The organism is Izhakiella capsodis, from assembly GCF_900115045.1.
GTDB classification, from domain to species: domain Bacteria; phylum Pseudomonadota; class Gammaproteobacteria; order Enterobacterales; family Enterobacteriaceae; genus Izhakiella; species Izhakiella capsodis.
In genome coordinates this window covers 86,479-104,637 of record NZ_FOVC01000006.1, presented here as the reverse complement: position 1 = coordinate 104,637, position 18,159 = coordinate 86,479, and the positions used below count along the sequence as shown (strand labels likewise).

The window sequence follows — 18,159 nt, the reverse complement described above, 5'->3', positions numbered from 1 at the left end:
GTTAGTGGTCCATCATCATGTTGTAGTTGAGGTTCCACATAATCCATAGTGAGCCGATAACGACGATCAGGATAATGATGGACGCAAATACCATTGCCACCATGTTCCAGCCGCCTTCAGATTTTGTATTCAGGTGCAAGAAGTAAATCAGATGAACTACAACCTGCACTAACGCGCATATTACAACGACGCCGATAATCACGGCGTGAGAGGCTGATCCTTCCATTACCATCCAGAACGGGATCGCTGTCAGGATGATTGAAAGTATGAAGCCTACTATGTAGGACTTCACACTACCGTGAGAAGCACCATGCTCGCTTACAGAATGACTCATTACATGGCTCCCATCAGATAAACTACGGTGAATACGCAAATCCACACCACGTCGAGGAAGTGCCAGAACAAGCTCAGACACATAATGCGTGTGCGGTTTGCTGGCGTCAGGCCGCGTGTTGCAATCTGGTACATCAGCACAGCCATCCATATCAGGCCAGAGGTTACGTGCAGACCGTGGGTACCGACCAGGGTAAAGAAGCTGGACAGGAAACCACTGCGGTTTGGACCGTAACCTTCCATGATTAGATGATGGAATTCATAGATTTCCATTCCGATAAACCCGGCACCAAACAGAAAGGTTAATGCCAGCCAGCCATTAACTGCGCTCTTACTATTATGGTTCATGGCGATGACCGCCATGCCATAAGTAATCGAGCTGAGCAGCAGCAGGGCGGTTTCCACTGCCACAAAAGGCAATTCGAAGATGTCTTTACCTGCCGGACCACCGGCAGTGTTGTTGACCATGACCGCATAGGTTGCAAACAGTGTTGCAAAGATAATGCAGTCGCTCATCAAGTAGATCCAGAAACCAAATACTTTTCTGGCTCCCGTTTCTTGCTCATGGTGCGCATGGTTGTCATGCGCGCCGTGGTGGTTTGTCAGAGTTTCAGTCGACATTATTTCAGGCCTGCTTTGCTGATTTCGTCAAAGTGTTGTTTTTCAATCTGCTCGATCTCTTTGACCGGAACGTAGTAGTCCACGTCGTCATCGAAACTTTTGATGATCCAGGTTGCGATCATGCCGATAAAGCAGATGGCAAACAGCCACCAGATGTGCCAGATAGCGGCGAAACCAAACACCGTCGCGAAGGCAGCGATGACGATGCCCGCGCCACTGTTCTTGGGCATATGAATTTCTTCATAATTTTCAGGCTGTTTGTATGCCTCGCCTTTTTCCTTCATTTCCCAGAACGCATCACGCTCGTGAACCTCAGGAATAACTGCGAAGTTGTAGAACGGCGGCGGCGAAGACGTTGACCACTCCAGAGTACGAGCGCCCCAGGGATCGCCAGTGAGATCGCGGTTTTGTTCTCGGTCGCGAACCGAAACCCAGAACTGGATAACCTGGCACAGGACGCCGCACGCAATCAACGCTGCGCCGAACGCTGCAACCACCAGCAGCGGATGAAATTGTGGGTCGATGTTCTGGCTGATACGGCGTGTCATGCCCATAAAGCCAAGGGCATACAGCGGCATAAAGGCGGTAAAGAAGCCAATAATCCAGAACCAGAAGGCACGTTTACCCCAGGTTTCGTTGAGGGTAAAACCGAAGGCTTTCGGGAACCAGTAGGTAACGCCGGCAAAGCAACCGAAGACCACGCCGCCAATGATAACGTTATGGAAATGCGCAATCAAAAACAGGCTGTTGTGCAGAACGAAGTCAGCGCCTGGTACTGCCAGCAGCACCCCTGTCATACCGCCTACCGAGAAGGTGACCAAAAAGCCGACGGTCCACAGCATGGCCGAGTGCATTTGAATACGGCCCTGATACATGGTGAACAGCCAGTTAAAGATTTTCACGCCGGTAGGAATGGCGATGATCATCGTCATAATACCGAAGAAGGCGTTAACGTTGGCTCCGGCACCCATGGTGAAGAAGTGGTGTAGCCAGACGACAAACGACAGAACAGTAATGGCAATCGTTGCCCATACCAACGAGGTATAACCAAACAGGCGCTTCTTAGAGAATGTCGCGGTCACTTCTGAGAACACACCGAATACCGGTAGAACCAGAATATATACTTCCGGGTGACCCCAGATCCATATCAGGTTGATATACATCATCATGTTACCGCCCATTCCATTGGTAAAGAAATGGAAGTCGAGGTAACGATCGAGGGTCAGCAACGCAAGACTAACGGTTAGCACCGGGAACGCAGCGATAATCAGTACGTTTGTGCAAAGTGCAGCCCATGTGAAAACGGGCATTTTGAACAGACTCATGCCTGGCGCGCGCATTTTCAAGATGGTAACGAAGAAGTTGATGCCTGTTAATGTCGTACCAATACCGGATAGCTGTAGACTCCATATCCAGTAGTCAACTCCGGTACCGGGACTGTATTCCAGCTCTGATAGTGGTGGATAGGCCAGCCAGCCTGTCTGGGCAAACTCACCAATACCTAGCGACAGGTTAACCAGAATAACCCCGATAATCGTAAACCAGAAGCTGATGTTGTTCAGGAACGGAAAGGCAACGTCGCGTGCGCCAATCTGTAATGGAACAACTACGTTCATCAGACCCACCACGAAAGGCATGGCGACGAAGAAGATCATGATAACACCGTGAGCGGTGAATATTTGATCGTAGTGATGGGGAGGCAGGAAGCCCGCTTCACCTGCCGAGGCGAGTACCTGCTGGCTACGCATCATAATGGCATCGGCAAAGCCGCGTAGCAGCATCACAAATGCCAGTATGACATACATGATACCCAAGCGTTTGTGGTCAACGCTGGTCAGCCACTCCTTCCATAAATATTGCCATTTACCAAAATAAGTTATGGCAGCAACAACCGCCAGACCGCCAATAATGATGGCAGCGCACGTAACCATGATAATCGGCTCATGGTACGGGATCGCATCCAGTGTTAATTTTCCAAACATCGTATTATTCCTCGGCTCCGGCGTGAGCGGAATGATTCATGTCCATGTCTCTGTGCTCGGACATATTCATGTTATTTCCGTGGCTCATGAATTTTTCAACAACATCTTTGAACAATTCAGGTTTGACACTGGAAAAAAACTCAACCGGATGGTTTTCGCTAGGAGCGGCCAGTTTCTCGAAGTCTTCCATTGTGTTAAGCGTATTGGGAGACTGCTTAGCCTGAGCTATCCATTGTTCAAAGGTCGCATTATCCGGGGTGGCAATGGCTTTAAATTTCATACCAGAAAAGCCGCGACCGCTGAAGCTAGATGAAATACCGTCGAAGGTGCCTGCCTGATTGGCAATCAGGTGCAGTTTGGTCTGCATACCCGCCATGGCGTAAATCTGGCTGCCAAGAGTGGGAATAAAGAAGGAGTTCATTACGGAGTTCGAGGTGATACGGAAACTCACCGGTGTGTCAACCGGGAAGGCAAGCTGATTAACGGTAGCGATACCCTGCTCCGGATAGATAAACAGCCATTTCCAATCAAGTGCTATCACTTCTACTTCAATCGGCTTCACATCTGAGGCCAGTGGTTTACTTGGCTCCAGAGCATGCGTTGACTTCCAGGTCAAAATGCCGAGAAAAAGAATGATAAGGATAGGAATTGTCCAGACTACGGCTTCCACTTTGTTCGAGTGTGACCAGTTAGGACTGTATTTAGCATTTGTATTGGATGCCCTATATTTCCAGGCGAAGATAACAGCCATCGCAACTGCAGGAATAACGACGATCAACATCAGGCCGAAAGCCGTCAGAATCAGTGAACGTTGCTCCAGAGCGATTTGGCCTTTGGGATCTAACAAAGCACTGTTACAACCACTTAACAATAAAGTGCCTGCAATTAATGACAAAATCCCCAAACTTTTATTGTATTTCCTGAGTCTCATTTAACGACCTCAATGACAAGGGCTCTATTGTCGCTTAAGTGTGTCGGTATTTTACGGGAAGGTTTCCATACTGTAAACCAACTTCAAGACCTGTCAGGATTGTGTAGGCACCTTTTGCTAAGCAGGTCACAAATGATTTAGGTGGAGGAGAAAATGCTGTGCTGGCAGAAGGTTGAGGCCAATATAACAAAATTCAATTAAGGAAGTTTTTTAATAATTACATGGCTATAAAAAGTTAAAAATAATTGCATTTCGTTAACATCAAGGCGTTATTTTGATGGTGGGAATGATACAAAATTAAATTGTTCACCCAATTTAATTTTACGTGAAAAAACAAGCCAGCCCCGTGATGAAGTGATGAAATAATTTTTTTGATCTGGCGCAATAAATTTGCAGATTTGCGGCGGGTAAATTGATTAACAATTAATACATATTATTAATATTGTGAGTGCCAATTAATTTCAAGTTTTCATTGCTTAATAGTTAAAAATTGTGACAGAGCGGATGGGGGATTTCTCAAATGACTCATCAGCCATCACTTAACTTATATCTCAGGGCGACAATGCTGTGATCGCAAATCTAACAGCGTTCCAGCTGTAACCCCTGCGAACAGGCAAATAATTCCGCCTGCAAACAGCCATTCGCTGAAGGTGATAACGTTGAACCATTTCAATGCCCCCAGAGTGATCAGCAGTAGCCAGCAGGCCAGCAGAACCGCTCCAGCCATCGCCAGATAGCGCGCCAGCCGGTAACCGGTCTCAAAGCGATGGCGCAGGGTAAAAGCCATATCATCCCGAAGATGGGAAAAACTTTGACGGCTGGCAATCAATAACAGTAGGCCGGGCAGCGAGGCGATAAGGGAAATAGCAAAAAGTGTTGACCAGCCCCATCCGGCAGCAATCCATCCTGCTGCGGGTCCCACGTATACCCGGCCTATCGCCGAAAGCGCGGAAAGTAAGGCAAACTGGGTTGCAGAAAAGGATTTATTACACAGGGCCATCAGCAAGGCGACAAAAGCAGCCGTTCCCATACCGCCACAGAGATTTTCAATCGTCACGGCCATCGCCATGCTCCAGATGTGCGGAGGCGTGACCGCCAGTAGCCAGTAACCCAGGTTGGAAATTCCTTGCAAAATACCGAATAGCACCAGGGCGCGAAACAGCGTCATGCGCTGCATTAATATTCCGCCAAACAGTGCACCAATAATGGTAGCGGCCAGTCCCAGGGTTTTATTGACGATACCGACCTGGCCGGGATCAAAGCCTAATCCCTTGAGTAAAAAAAGCGTCGACAGGCTGGTAGCAAAGGCATCACCCAGCTTGTAGAAGATAATTAATGACAGCATCATCCAGGCGTTACTGCGACTGAAAAATTCTTTCAACGGTGTGAATACGGCTGCATGTAACGATTGCGGCACCTCAATTTTTTGGCTCGGTTCCGGCGCCAGCAGCGTGGCGATAACACCAGGGATCATGGCTAGCGCCATCAACCAGTAAGTTGCCTGCCAGCCAAGATATTTGTCTGCAAGCCATAGCGCCAGACCGCCGGATACCATCATCGCCAGGCGATAGCCCAGGACGGTAATGGCTGCGCCAGCCCCACGCTCTTCGGCGGATAAAATATCGGTCTTCCATGCGTCAAAAACGATATCCTGTGACGCCGAGCAAAATGCAACCAGCACCGCCAGCGCTGCCAGCATGGTCAAGTCCCGCGAGGGCTGTAAGGTACCCATCAGTGCGATCGCCGCGATTAATGCAATCTGGGTAAGCAGTAGCCAACCACGACGACGACCAAGGAAAGGCAACGTGAAGCGGTCCATCAGCGGCGACCAGAGGAATTTGAGTACGTAAGCCTGACCAACCAGCGAAAAGAATCCGATAGTTTTGGTATCGACATTTTCAACGGACATCCAGGCTTGCAGAGTGCCTGCAGTCAGCGCCAGCGGCAGTCCGGATGCAAATCCGAGAATGAGCAAAATTGCGGATTTACGCTGAGTAAAAATTTTAAGATAGTGGCTGGTCATACGGTTCCGAAAGATATACCCGGCCGGTTTGCCGGGCGTTACGCGTATTAGCGTGCGTTTTGCTTAATGAAATCCTGGGTGCTGGTATCCCGGGCCATATCGGTGATAACGTCACTTAGTGTCTGATTAACCGCTTTCGCTATTTTGTCGTTTGTGGCTGCAAATGCACCTTCTACGCTGTATGTCTGGCGGTAATTTTTGATTTGTTTGTTGCCATTTTTGGCGGTGGCGATAATTGAGATATCGGCGTTAGTGGTAATGCCGTAGCGCAAGTTGCCCTGAGTGACGTCGGCATAGAGTTTATTGACCACTATTTGCAAATTAACCTGAGCGTTAGCCCCAACCATGTAACCACGAGCGGTCATCTGTTTTTCCAGCGCCTCTTGTAGCAAAAAACGCAGGTCGCGTTGAGCAGTGAGAGTGACTATTTGCCCATCGCGATCCACTTGCGCCAGTGCCTGGCTCGGACGCTGATCTGCGCCGGTAATGCTGATCGTTATCGGGGTCAGTGTTGGGTCGCGCTGGGGCAATTGAATTTTAGGATTGATATCGAGAGTATTGCTGCCGCTGCTGACACAACCCGCCAGAAACGATGCAGCCAGGAAAGCCACGATGATTTTTTTTAACATGATTAGCGTCTCTTGCGTGTGAGTTGTATTGCTGGAAAAATTCGCCGCCATCATAACATTGCTTATTATAAGAAAAAGCCCCGGTGGCGTGTAAAATCATCCTGATGAAGGCTTTCAGGCCCATTATGCCTGACCGACGAATTGATTAATTACCTGCGACACACCAGGATATGCTGGCTTATCAGCGGCTATACGTCCGAGGGTTTATCTCTCGGGCCGGGATTGTTAATCTACACCGCTGGTTTTAGCCAGAAAAAACGTACTGATCCTGAGGAGGTTAACGATGCTCCGCGAGCAAATTGAAGTTAAACTTCGGGCTGCTTTTAACCCTCAGCACCTGGAAGTTGTTGATGAAAGCTTTCGCCATAATGTGCAGGTGGGGAGCGAAAGTCATTTTAACGTGGTGATAGTCAGTGAATGTTTTATCGATCAGCGTTTTCTTCAACGCCATCGGGCCATTTACAGTGAGTTAGCTGAAGAAATGGCAGGTAGCATTCATGCGCTGGCACTTCATACCTACACTGGCAAAGAGTGGGAGGATCAACAAGATCGGACTCTGTCCTCCCCGAACTGCCGTGGTGCTGGTATCCAGGCCTGACAGCGGCGCTCTCTTGCTCATCGACTGTTTTTTAACCGTCTGGCGACGACAATGTCATGATTTTGCCCGTCAGTTGAAGCCTGGCAGCCTCGACGAGCTTAATTCATACCGCTATAATGCCGCGTCTGATTATTCCTGTATGTCTTCGGGATGCTTCTGGTAACAGGGAATACGGTTCTGACATCAGAAGCCGTCCCGGTTGTTAGGCGGTTGCCAGGTTAATATTTAGCCACAAACCGTCTGAAGTTGACCGAGCACGTGATTTTTTGAGGTAACAAGATGCAAGTTTCAGTAGAAACAACTCAGGGCCTTGGCCGTCGCGTAACCATCACTATTCCTAAAGATGTGATTGAAAATGCGGTCAAAAGCGAGCTGGTCAATGTCGCTAAAAATGTACGCATCGACGGCTTTCGTAAAGGGAAAGTGCCGATGAACATTGTTTCAAAGCGTTATGGTGCTTCCGTGCTGCAGGACGTTTTGGGTGATTTGATGCAGCGTAATTTCGTTGACGCGATTATCAAAGAAAACATCAATCCGGCCGGCGCACCAAAATATGCGCCGGGCGAATATAAAGCGAATGAAGACTTCACCTACTCAGCAGAGTTTGAAGTCTATCCGAAGATTAAACTGAAAGGCCTTGACGCTATTGAAGTTGAAAAGCCAGTTGTTGACGTTGCTGAAGACGACATCGATACGATGCTGGAAACTTTGCGTAAGCAACAAGCAACCTGGAAAGATAAAGATGGCGCTGCCACGGCGGAAGATCGCGTAACCGTTGATTTCACCGGTTCAATTGATGGTGAGGAATTCGAAGGGGGTAAGGCGTCTGATTTTGTGCTGGCAATGGGCCAGGGTCGAATGATCCCTGGTTTTGAAGACGGCATCGTTGGACATAAAGCAGGGGAAGAATTCAGCATTGAAGTTACTTTCCCGGAAGACTATCACGCAGAGAACCTGAAAGGGAAAGCGGCCAATTTTGGCATCGTGCTCAAAAAAGTTGAAGAGAGTGAACTGCCTGAGCTGACGGACGATTTCATTAAGCGCTTTGGTGTAACAGATGGTTCGATTGCCGGTTTACGCGCAGAAGTGCGTAAAAATATGGAGCGCGAGCTAAAAGGCGCAGTGCGCAATCGCGTAAAATCTCAGGCGATTGACGGACTGGTCAAAGCCAATGAAATCGATGTGCCTTCTGCACTGGTCGATGGTGAAATTGACGTACTGCGTCGGCAGGCTTCGCAGCGTTTTGGTGGTAATGAGCAGCAGGCTCTTGAACTGCCGCGCGAGTTGTTCGAAGAGCAGGCGAAACGTCGCGTAATTGTTGGGCTACTGCTGGGTGAAGTTATTCGCACCAACGAGCTGAAAGCTGACGAAGCGCGTGTTAAAGGCCTGATTGAAGAAATGGCCTCCGCCTACGAAGATCCTAATGAAGTTATTGAATTCTACAGTAAAAATAACGAACTGATGGATAACATGCGTAACGTTGCGCTGGAAGAACAAGCTGTTGAAGCGGTATTGGAAAAAGCTAAAGTGACTGAAAAAGCCACTAACTTCCAGGAACTGATGAACCAGACTACGCCAGCATAAGCTTTCCGCATCAGGTTCTATTCAGGCTCGCGGCTTTGGCTGCGGGCTTTTTTTGTCTCTAACACCTGCCTGAAACCAATTTAGTGCGCTTGGTTGTTCATTTAAACAGCAAATACTCAAATAGGCAGTTTTTCCTGGTTAGTGAATAAAAAAAAGTTGTTATGCTTGAATTATCGGGCTTAGATCCCCAAATCGAACCTCATGCTAGCGAAGCTGTCTGATTGATCATCCTGATAGCAGCAGGGAGAGGTAATGAGCGCAGGATGCCAGGTGCACTGCCTCATGCCCGGATAGAATCGATAAAATTATTCAGGAGACGGAAATGTCATACAGTGGCGAACATGAACAAACGGTACCTCATATGGCACTGGTACCGATGGTGGTAGAACAAACCTCGCGCGGCGAGCGTTCTTACGACATCTATTCCCGCCTGTTAAAAGAGCGTGTGATTTTCCTGACCGGGCAAGTTGAAGATCACATGGCAAATTTGATTGTCGCCCAAATGCTGTTTCTGGAAGCGGAAAACCCGGAAAAAGATATCTATCTGTACATCAATTCTCCCGGTGGTGTGATCACCGCGGGGATGTCAATTTATGATACGATGAAGTTTATCAAGCCTGACGTAAGCACCATATGTATGGGGCAGGCTTGCTCAATGGGCGCGTTTTTGTTAACGGCTGGCGCCAAAGGAAAACGCTTTTGTCTGCCTAATTCCCGTGTGATGATCCATCAACCTCTTGGGGGCTACCAGGGCCAGGCGACGGATATCGAAATTCATGCCCGCGAAATTCTTAAAGTCAAGCAGCGTATGAATGAATTAATGGCTGAACATACGGGCAAATCTCTTGAAGAAATAGAGAGGGATACTGAAAGGGACCGTTTCCTGTCAGCAAACGAAGCTGTAGAGTATGGCTTGGTAGATTCTATCCTGACGCACCGTAAGTAACGCGAAGGCTGCTTACCCCGGTTTTAGCATTTTTGTAGCGTCAAAAAATCGGTTTTGATACGGGTATTGCTGACGATACCCTCGCCACATCAGGCGGATGAGACTAATGAAGAGGTTTGCAGATGACAGATAAGCGCAAAGACGGTTCAGGAAAGTTACTGTACTGCTCTTTCTGCGGTAAAAGCCAGCATGAAGTGCGCAAGCTTATTGCCGGACCATCCGTGTATATCTGCGATGAATGCGTCGATCTTTGTAACGACATTATTCGCGAAGAGATTAAAGAGGTTGCACCGCATCGCGAACGAAGTGCGCTGCCCACGCCCCATGAAATTCGCCACCATCTTGATGATTACGTCATTGGTCAGGAAAGGGCGAAGAAAGTACTGGCGGTAGCGGTTTACAACCACTATAAACGCCTTCGTAATGGCGATACCAGCAACGGCGTTGAATTAGGCAAAAGTAACATTTTACTTATCGGGCCGACCGGCAGCGGAAAAACCCTATTAGCCGAAACGCTTGCGCGCCTGCTTGACGTGCCTTTTACCATGGCGGATGCGACTACGCTAACTGAGGCGGGTTACGTTGGTGAAGATGTAGAGAACATCATTCAGAAATTGCTTCAGAAATGCGACTATGACGTGCAAAAAGCGCAGCGTGGCATCGTTTATATTGATGAGATCGACAAAATTTCCCGTAAATCGGACAACCCTTCGATCACCCGGGATGTTTCCGGTGAAGGAGTTCAGCAGGCCCTGCTGAAGCTCATCGAAGGTACTGTTGCGGCGGTTCCTCCTCAGGGCGGTCGTAAACATCCGCAGCAGGAGTTTTTGCAGGTTGATACCTCAAAAATCCTGTTTATCTGCGGAGGCGCGTTCGCTGGCTTGGATAAAGTCATTTCTCAGCGGACCGAAACAGGGTCAGGTATTGGCTTTGGCGCTACGGTGAAAGATAAATCGCAGAAAGCCTCTGAAGGTGAACTCCTGTCTCAGGTAGAGCCGGAAGATCTGATCAAGTTTGGTTTAATCCCTGAATTTATTGGCCGCTTACCAGTGGTCGCGACGCTCAATGAGCTCAGCGAAGAAGCGCTGATTCAGATTCTGCGCGAACCGAAAAATGCGCTGACCAAGCAATATCAGGCGCTTTTCAATCTGGAAGGTGTCGAACTTGAGTTCCGCGATGAAGCGCTGACGGCTATCGCTAAGAAAGCGATGTCCCGTAAAACTGGCGCTCGTGGTCTGCGATCCATTGTTGAAGGTGCGTTGCTGAATACTATGTACGATCTGCCTTCAAAGGACGATGTCGAAAAAGTCGTTATCGACGAATCAGTTATTGGTGGTGAATCCGATCCGATTTTGATTTATGGTAAGAATGAGGCACAGCAGGCATCCGGGGAATAAATATCCGATGCTTTCCAGCCAGTTAACAAAAGGGGGATTTTTCCCCCTTTTGCTTTTCTGTCATCCTTAAACATTGAATGCCAGATAATCATCCCCATATATTCGAATTAATAGGGGCAGACTGCATGAGTAATTGCGAAAGAAGAGCCCCGGAACCTGGCGGAAAATTAAACTAAGAGAGAGCTCTATGAATCCTGAGCGTTCTGAACGCATTGAAATCCCTGTGTTGCCGTTGCGTGACGTAGTGGTTTATCCGCATATGGTGATTCCGTTGTTTGTTGGCCGTGAGAAGTCGATTCGCTGCCTGGAAGCGGCGATGGATCATGACAAGAAAATCCTGCTGGTTGCGCAGAAAGAGGCTTCAACGGATGAGCCCGGCATTAATGATCTTTTCTCAGTAGGAACGATAGCTTCCATTTTACAGATGCTAAAACTGCCTGACGGCACGGTAAAAGTGCTGGTTGAGGGATTACAGCGTGCCCATATCACCAGCCTTGCAGACAATGGTGATCACTTTACCGCGCAGGCTGAATATATGGTCTCGCCGGAAATCGAAGAGCGCGAGCAGGAAGTGCTGGTTCGAACTGCGATTAATCAGTTTGAAGGCTACATTAAGCTTAATAAAAAGATACCGCCGGAAGTGCTGACATCTTTAAACAATATTGATGATGCAGCACGCCTGGCCGACACCGTCGCCGCTCATATGCCGCTTAAACTGGCTGATAAACAATCAGTGCTTGAGATGTCAGACGTCAATGAACGTCTGGAATATCTGATGGCGATGATGGAGTCAGAAATTGATCTGCTGCAGGTTGAAAAGCGTATTCGCAACCGAGTGAAAAAGCAGATGGAGAAAAGCCAGCGCGAGTATTACCTGAATGAGCAGATGAAAGCAATTCAGAAAGAGTTAGGTGAAATGGACGATGCACCTGACGAAAACGAAGCGCTGAAGCGTAAGATTGATGCGGCTAAAATGCCTAAAGAGGCTCGTGAGAAAGCAGATGCTGAACTGCAGAAGCTGAAAATGATGTCGCCGATGTCAGCGGAAGCTACGGTGGTTCGTAGCTATGTGGAATGGATGGTACAGGTACCCTGGAATGCGCGCAGCAAGGTGAAAAAAGATCTACGCAAAGCACAGGAAACCCTGGATACAGATCACTTCGGTCTGGAGCGCGTAAAAGATCGCATTCTTGAGTATCTTGCGGTGCAGAGTCGCGTCAGCAAAATTAAAGGGCCGATTCTTTGCCTTGTAGGGCCGCCAGGGGTAGGTAAGACTTCGCTTGGACAGTCTATCGCGCGTGCCACAGGACGAAAGTATGTTCGCATGGCGCTGGGAGGAGTGCGCGACGAAGCTGAGATTCGCGGTCATCGTCGGACTTATATTGGTTCTATGCCGGGTAAACTAATTCAGAAAATGGCGAAGGTTGGGGTGAAAAACCCGCTATTTTTGTTAGATGAAATTGACAAAATGTCTTCGGATATGCGAGGTGATCCAGCTTCGGCATTGCTGGAGGTATTGGATCCTGAGCAGAACGTAGCCTTTAACGATCATTATCTTGAGGTCGATTACGACCTTTCAGACGTGATGTTTGTTGCCACATCAAACTCAATGAATATTCCGGCAGCGCTTTTGGATCGTATGGAGGTCATTCGTCTTTCGGGGTATACCGAAGACGAAAAGCTAAATATTGCCAGACAGCATTTATTACCCAAGCAGATTGAGCGTAACGCGCTTAAAGCCAGCGAACTGACACTGGAAGACAGCGCCATTGTTGGCATTATTCGATATTACACGCGTGAGGCGGGCGTTCGTAGTCTTGAGCGCGAGCTGTCGAAGCTTTGCCGCAAGGCTGTTAAAGCACTGCTTATGGATAAGTCTCTGAAAAATATCATCATAAGCGGTGATAATCTGAAGGATTACCTCGGAGTCCAGCGTTTCGATTACGGTCGTGCCGACAGCGAGAATCGTGTGGGACAGGTTACCGGACTGGCATGGACTGAAGTCGGTGGCGATTTGTTGACCATCGAGACGGCCTGTGTGCCAGGTAAAGGTAAGCTAACTTATACCGGTTCTTTGGGCGAGGTGATGCAGGAGTCGATACAGGCTGCGTTGACAGTTGTTCGTGCTCGTGCTGATAAGCTGGGTATAAACGGCGATTTCTATGAGAAGCGCGATATTCACGTCCACGTGCCTGAAGGTGCTACGCCGAAAGACGGTCCGAGTGCGGGCATTGCTATGTGTACCGCGTTAGTTTCCTGTCTGACAGGTAATCCCGTGCGTGCTGATGTCGCAATGACTGGTGAAATTACACTGCGTGGTCAGGTTCTGCCAATTGGAGGCCTGAAGGAAAAATTGCTGGCAGCACACAGAGGGGGGATCAAAAAAGTACTTATCCCTGATGAGAACAAACGCGATTTGGAAGAAATTCCGGATAATATCATCGCCGATTTGGATATCCATCCGGTAAAACGCATTGAGGAAGTGTTGATGTTAGCACTAGAAAATGCGCCCTGTGGGATGCATGTTGCCACGGCAAAATAGTGATAGATGGCAAAAACAACGTAAAACCGGGGCTGGCAAGTAAATTGGTACTTGCCAGCTTTTTTTTGTGCCGTTAACTTAGAGGCAGTCAAACCAGTCGCGGCAAGATGTAGCAATGTCGCAGTCTGCCTGACTCAGGCAAAATGCCTGTATAATTACTGCGCGATAGTGGCAGATGATTAATCTGACCGCAAAGTAAATAATTAAGAGGGGATGAATAGCGTGAATAAGTCACAACTGATAGATAAAATTGCTGCAAATGCTGATATTTCTAAAGCAGCTGCTGGGCGTGTATTAGACGCCTTTATGAGCTCAGTTTCTGACGCTCTTAAGTCTGGTGAGGAGGTTGCTTTAGTTGGTTTTGGGTCCTTCTCAGTACGTGAACGTGCTTCACGTACTGGCCGTAATCCGCAGACCGGAAAAGAAATCACGATCCCTGCCAGTAAGGTTCCAGGTTTCCGCGCTGGTAAAGCGTTGAAAGACGCTGTTAATTAATGGAACTCTCACGTCAGCTTGCAGAATAATCTGGCTGAATGAGGACTGTTCGGGCGTTATCAGGTAATCTAATAGGCACATCAGGGTGACGATGTGCCTTTTTATCTTTGAGTGACAATTCTCTTTATCTGATTGTCATACGACGTGAGAACGCGCTGCGTAAGACGGCTTAACGGACAGGCCGCTCAAGCGCTGAGATTTATATACATAATACAGCGGAGTGTTGTCACACGATGATGGACAATTTACGTACGGCATCAAGCCATGTCGTGCTCAAAATCATACTGGGGTTGATTATTCTGTCATTTGTGCTGACGGGGATAGGTAACTATTTGGTCGGTGGAAATGCGAACTATGCTGCCAAGGTAAACGGGGACGAAATTAGTCGCATACAGATGGAGCGTGCTTACGCGAACGAACAAGCGCGTCAGCAGCAGATGCTGGGCGATCAGTTTTCTGCGTTGGCGAGTAGCGCAGGTTATATGAGCCAGATGCGGCGGCAGGCGCTTTCTCAGCTGATAGATGAGAAACTGCTCGATCAATACGCTAAAAAGATTGGCCTGTCTATCAGCGATAATCAGATTAAACAGGCTATTTTTAGTCAGCCTGCCTTCCAGAATAACGGTAAGTTTGACAATGCGAAATATAATAACATCTTGTCGAATATGGGCTATTCACCTGACCAGTACGCAGAAGCCCTGCGTAAACAGCTGGCTGTACAGCAACTAATTCAGTCTGTCGCGGGTACTGATTTCCTGTTAAAAGGTGAAGAGGATGCGTTGGCCGCACTGGTTTCTCAACAGCGTATCGTTCGTGAAGCGACTATTAGCGTGGACGCCCTGACAGCAAAACAAAGCGTCAGCGAAAGCGAAATTGAAAATTACTACGAACAGAACAAAGTCAGCTTTATGGTGCCTGAGCAGTTCCGCGTCAGCTACATTAAGTTGGATGCAGCCAGCATGCAGGTGTCGGTCAGCGAGAGCGATATTCAAAATTGGTATGATCAACATAAGCAGGATTTTACCCAACCAGAACGTAGTCGTTTTAGCGTCATTCAAACCAAAACTCAGGCTGATGCACAGGCGGTGTTGAATGAACTGAAGAGCGGTGCTGATTTTGCCACCCTCGCTAAACAAAAATCTATCGATCCTATCACCGCACGCAAAGGCGGCGATATGGGATGGCTGGAACCGGAAACCATGCCGGATGAGTTAAAAAATGCTGGCCTGAAGAATAAAGGTCAGCTGTCAGGAGTAATTAAGTCTTCAGTTGGCTATCTTGTTGCGCGGTTGGATGATATTCAACCGCAGCAAATTAAGCCACTGGCGCAAGTGCATGATCAGATTGCGGACAAAGTGAAGCAGGAAAAAGCAATAGAAGCCTATTATAAGCTGCAGCAAAAAGTGAGTGATGCTGCCAGCAACAATAACACATCGCTAGCGGGAGCCGAGCAAGCCGCCGACGTTAAGGCGGTTGAAACCGGCTGGTTCACCCGCGATACCGTCCCGGCTGTGTTAGCTTTTAAACCGGTTGAACAGGCTATTTTCAATGGCGGTTTGCGGGGTCATAACGGTGCTCCGGGCAGTAACTCCGATATTATCACCGTTGATGGCGATCAGGCTTTCGTACTGCGTATTGCTGACTATAAAGCACCGGCGGTGAAACCACTTTCTGAGGTTCGTGCACTGATAACGCAAGATATTCGCCGCGAAAAGGCTAGCAAAGAGGCTAACGCTCAGGCAGAAAAATTACTGGTATCGCTAAAAAGTGGTAAAGGCGATCAGGCGATGAAAGCGGCGCAGTTGACGTTTGGGGCCCCACAAACACTAAGTCGTACAGATCAGTCGGCGATCACTCAGGCGGTGTTTGAGCTACCGCTGCCGCCAAAAAATGGGACATCATACGGTGTAAGCGAGGATGGCACAGGAAACGTCGTGCTGCTAGCGCTGGATAAAGTACAGGCTGGCAGTATGCCTGAAGCGCAAAAAAATGCGTTGGCTCAGGGCATCACGCAGAATAATGCTCAGATAGCTTTCGAGGCACTGCTGAGTAGTCTGCGCAAAGAAGCCAAAATAAAATATGGTTCAGGAGTTGACGTTCAGTAACCGTCAACAAATTGATTATAAGGCCGAGGCAACTTGCCCGGCCTTTTTTATTATCTTCTTCCCGACGTTTTCTTCTCTTAACCGGAATATTCTGCGCCATCGCGCAAAGATGGATGACGTTGCTGCAATTCAGGATTTTTTTTCCGGCCAGTTTTCCAGCGAGTGAATGAGCGGATTGTGGTGTTTTCACCGGTTGTTTACTTTGGCTGTGCCCTGACAAATAAGGAGATGACATATGGAAAAATCATGGTATCAGGCAATTATTCTTAGTGGCCTTTTGATGGCTGGCATGGGGCAGACGCTTGCTGCGCCGCCAAAGTCAGCTGAACCAACAAAGCTACCTGATCAGGTAGAAATAACAGACAGTAAAAGTAGTGCTGTAAATGGCGAGCAAGTCAGTATCAATCAGGCGAGTGCTTCTGAGCTGGCAAAAATGCTGAATGGTGTGGGACTGAGGAAAGCGGAGGCCATTGTTAGCTATCGCAAGCAATATGGTCCGTTTACAGCGATTGAGCAGCTAAGTGAGGTGCCCGGTATTGGCGAAGCGTTGCTGAAAAGAAATCTGGTAAATCTTAAGCTGTGATCGTGCCCTCATTACGTTACTGACCGAATGGATTTATCCAACATGGCTGCCATGCCTTGAGGTCGCACCAGTTGGTCCGGCCTCTTATTGGCGCATTGGCTGGGGCAGGAGCCACTTTTCCGCTGGTTGCAAGAAAGTCAATACGGTTTTGTGGTGATCAACATCAACATCAACATCAACATCAACATCAACATCAACATCAACATTAACTTTTGCCGCCCAGCACTATTAGAGGATGTACTGAGAGTGGCAAGTGAGCTGGTTGAATTTTGTCGGCATAGCGGTGTTATCAGCCAGACGATCACGTTGTCACCTGATGGTGCAGTGATAGCCTATGCCTGACTGACTTTTGTGTGCATAGATCTGAAAACACATAAAGCACTGCCAATGGAGGGAGAGTTGAGGCAGCGGCTAAGCAGTGTGAACAAATAATGTCGGCGGTGTAATTTCGCTTCAATAAGAACAAAACCGGTTTCAGGTGAGGCCTGTTTTGCTTTTCATTGCCTGCATGATGGTTGTGGGGTTTTGCTGGTACTGCTGAAGACCATTGGCGCGCAGATGACAGGCTGCACATTCACCGCAGCCATCTCCCTGAATACCGTTATAACAGGTAAGCGTTTTTGTGCGAACTAAATCGAGTTGCTGCCAGTAGTCAGCTAGCGCCCATGTTTCCGCCTTGTTAAGCCACATTAATGGTGTTTCAAAACGAATCGTGCGGGCCATACCCAGTTTGACGGCATGATTCAGCGCTTTTACGAACTCATCCCGACAGTCGGGATAGCCGGAAAAATCTGTTTCACAAACACCAGTGATCACGGCCTCAGCGTCGACCTGATAAGCATAAATAGAAGAGAGCGTCAGAAAAAGGATGTTACGGCCTGGGACAAAAGTATTGGGTAGACTGTTCGCATCAGGATCATAATTCGGAATTGGTATGTTGTCGCGCGTCAGGCTGCTGATTGCCAGTTCGTTGAGCAGGGTTACGTCCAGCACTTTATGCGCGCTGACGCCCAGATGCGCACTTAAATGTCTGGCGGTATCAATTTCTGCCCGGTGACGCTGACCGTAGTCAAATGTTATGCAGTGGACATCCTCATACTGTGCCAGTGCCTGGATCAGACAGGTTGTTGAATCCTGACCTCCGCTAAAAACTACAACCGCACGCTTCATCTCTTCTCTCCGGTTAATTCAGATGCATATGGTAGCGTTAGCAGCGAAGAAATCCCAGCCGGATCATCTTATCCCGGAGCCACGCCACGCCCTGGTGAAATTACATCCTCCCTGGCCTTCAGATGTATATCTTTCGCGTCGGACGGCGCGTTGGGTTGAAAGCGATGATAAGAGGGCAGGATGAATCGCCACCAGGCTTATGATGGGCAAGTCAGAAAGG

17 protein-coding genes are annotated in these 18,159 nt (G+C 48.4%); 10 read left to right on the top strand and 7 right to left on the bottom strand.

The window, feature by feature from the left end; translation table 11 throughout:
* Nucleotide 1: 1 nt before the first annotated feature.
* From BM191_RS10355 to BM191_RS10330, 6 genes are all read right to left on the bottom strand, one after another.
* Nucleotides 2-334: a cytochrome o ubiquinol oxidase subunit IV gene (locus BM191_RS10355; protein ID WP_092877858.1), complete on the bottom strand. Its 333-nt coding sequence runs from the start codon at nucleotides 332-334 to the stop codon at nucleotides 2-4.
* Complete coding sequence (locus BM191_RS10350) at nucleotides 334-954, bottom strand: cytochrome o ubiquinol oxidase subunit III (protein ID WP_092877856.1); 621 nt, start codon at nucleotides 952-954, stop codon at nucleotides 334-336. Before BM191_RS10350 ends, BM191_RS10355 begins: the two co-directional genes overlap by 1 nt.
* On the bottom strand, nucleotides 954-2,936 hold the full coding sequence (cyoB, locus tag BM191_RS10345) for a cytochrome o ubiquinol oxidase subunit I (RefSeq protein ID WP_092877854.1): 1,983 nt from the start codon (nucleotides 2,934-2,936) through the stop codon (nucleotides 954-956). The genes BM191_RS10350 and cyoB overlap by 1 nt, the downstream gene beginning before the upstream one ends.
* Nucleotides 2,937-2,940: 4 nt before the next feature.
* Nucleotides 2,941-3,867 carry a cytochrome o ubiquinol oxidase subunit II gene (cyoA, locus tag BM191_RS10340; RefSeq protein ID WP_092877852.1) on the bottom strand — a complete coding sequence of 309 codons (927 nt, stop codon included), beginning with the start codon at nucleotides 3,865-3,867 and terminating at the stop codon, nucleotides 2,941-2,943.
* Between the two features lie 544 nt (nucleotides 3,868-4,411).
* On the bottom strand, nucleotides 4,412-5,890 hold the full coding sequence (gene ampG / locus BM191_RS10335) for a muropeptide MFS transporter AmpG (RefSeq protein WP_092877850.1): 1,479 nt from the start codon (nucleotides 5,888-5,890) through the stop codon (nucleotides 4,412-4,414).
* Nucleotides 5,891-5,937: 47 nt separating this feature from the next.
* Nucleotides 5,938-6,519, bottom strand: coding sequence for a lipoprotein (locus tag BM191_RS10330; RefSeq protein ID WP_092878034.1), 582 nt, complete (start codon nucleotides 6,517-6,519; stop codon nucleotides 5,938-5,940).
* Nucleotides 6,520-6,802: 283 nt separating this feature from the next.
* Here BM191_RS10330 and bolA point away from each other — a divergent pair, with 283 nt between their 5' ends.
* From bolA to BM191_RS10280, 10 genes are all read left to right on the top strand, one after another.
* Nucleotides 6,803-7,117, top strand: coding sequence for a transcriptional regulator BolA (gene bolA, locus BM191_RS10325; protein WP_092877848.1), 315 nt, complete (start codon nucleotides 6,803-6,805; stop codon nucleotides 7,115-7,117).
* A gap of 279 nt (nucleotides 7,118-7,396) precedes the next feature.
* Complete coding sequence (gene tig / locus BM191_RS10320) at nucleotides 7,397-8,701, top strand: trigger factor (protein WP_092877846.1); 1,305 nt, start codon at nucleotides 7,397-7,399, stop codon at nucleotides 8,699-8,701.
* Between the two features lie 322 nt (nucleotides 8,702-9,023).
* A complete protein-coding gene (gene clpP, locus BM191_RS10315; protein ID WP_092877844.1) occupies nucleotides 9,024-9,647 on the top strand; it encodes an ATP-dependent Clp endopeptidase proteolytic subunit ClpP in 624 nt (207 codons plus the stop codon).
* Nucleotides 9,648-9,769: 122 nt separating this feature from the next.
* On the top strand, nucleotides 9,770-11,044 hold the full coding sequence (gene clpX / locus BM191_RS10310) for an ATP-dependent protease ATP-binding subunit ClpX (protein WP_092877842.1): 1,275 nt from the start codon (nucleotides 9,770-9,772) through the stop codon (nucleotides 11,042-11,044).
* Nucleotides 11,045-11,231: 187 nt separating this feature from the next.
* A complete protein-coding gene (gene lon / locus BM191_RS10305) occupies nucleotides 11,232-13,586 on the top strand; it encodes an endopeptidase La (RefSeq protein ID WP_092877840.1) in 2,355 nt (784 codons plus the stop codon).
* 222 nt (nucleotides 13,587-13,808) lie between these two features.
* On the top strand, nucleotides 13,809-14,081 hold the full coding sequence (gene hupB, locus BM191_RS10300; RefSeq protein WP_092878032.1) for a nucleoid-associated protein HU-beta: 273 nt from the start codon (nucleotides 13,809-13,811) through the stop codon (nucleotides 14,079-14,081).
* A 233-nt stretch (nucleotides 14,082-14,314) separates the two neighbouring features.
* On the top strand, nucleotides 14,315-16,186 hold the full coding sequence (ppiD, locus tag BM191_RS10295) for a peptidylprolyl isomerase (RefSeq protein ID WP_092877838.1): 1,872 nt from the start codon (nucleotides 14,315-14,317) through the stop codon (nucleotides 16,184-16,186).
* Nucleotides 16,173-16,352, top strand: coding sequence for a hypothetical protein (locus tag BM191_RS10290; protein WP_177203324.1), 180 nt, complete (start codon nucleotides 16,173-16,175; stop codon nucleotides 16,350-16,352). Before ppiD ends, BM191_RS10290 begins: the two co-directional genes overlap by 14 nt.
* Nucleotides 16,353-16,421: 69 nt before the next feature.
* The gene (locus BM191_RS10285; RefSeq protein WP_092877834.1) at nucleotides 16,422-16,769 is read left to right on the top strand and encodes a ComEA family DNA-binding protein; all 348 of its coding nucleotides are present in this window, start codon (nucleotides 16,422-16,424) and stop codon (nucleotides 16,767-16,769) included.
* A gap of 87 nt (nucleotides 16,770-16,856) precedes the next feature.
* The gene (locus tag BM191_RS10280; RefSeq protein WP_092877832.1) at nucleotides 16,857-17,111 is read left to right on the top strand and encodes a hotdog domain-containing protein; all 255 of its coding nucleotides are present in this window, start codon (nucleotides 16,857-16,859) and stop codon (nucleotides 17,109-17,111) included.
* Between the two features lie 132 nt (nucleotides 17,112-17,243).
* On the opposite strand, the gene queC is transcribed toward BM191_RS10280, so the two are convergent.
* A complete protein-coding gene (queC, locus tag BM191_RS10275) occupies nucleotides 17,244-17,939 on the bottom strand; it encodes a 7-cyano-7-deazaguanine synthase QueC (RefSeq protein WP_092877830.1) in 696 nt (231 codons plus the stop codon).
* Between the last annotated feature and the right edge of the window lie 220 nt (nucleotides 17,940-18,159).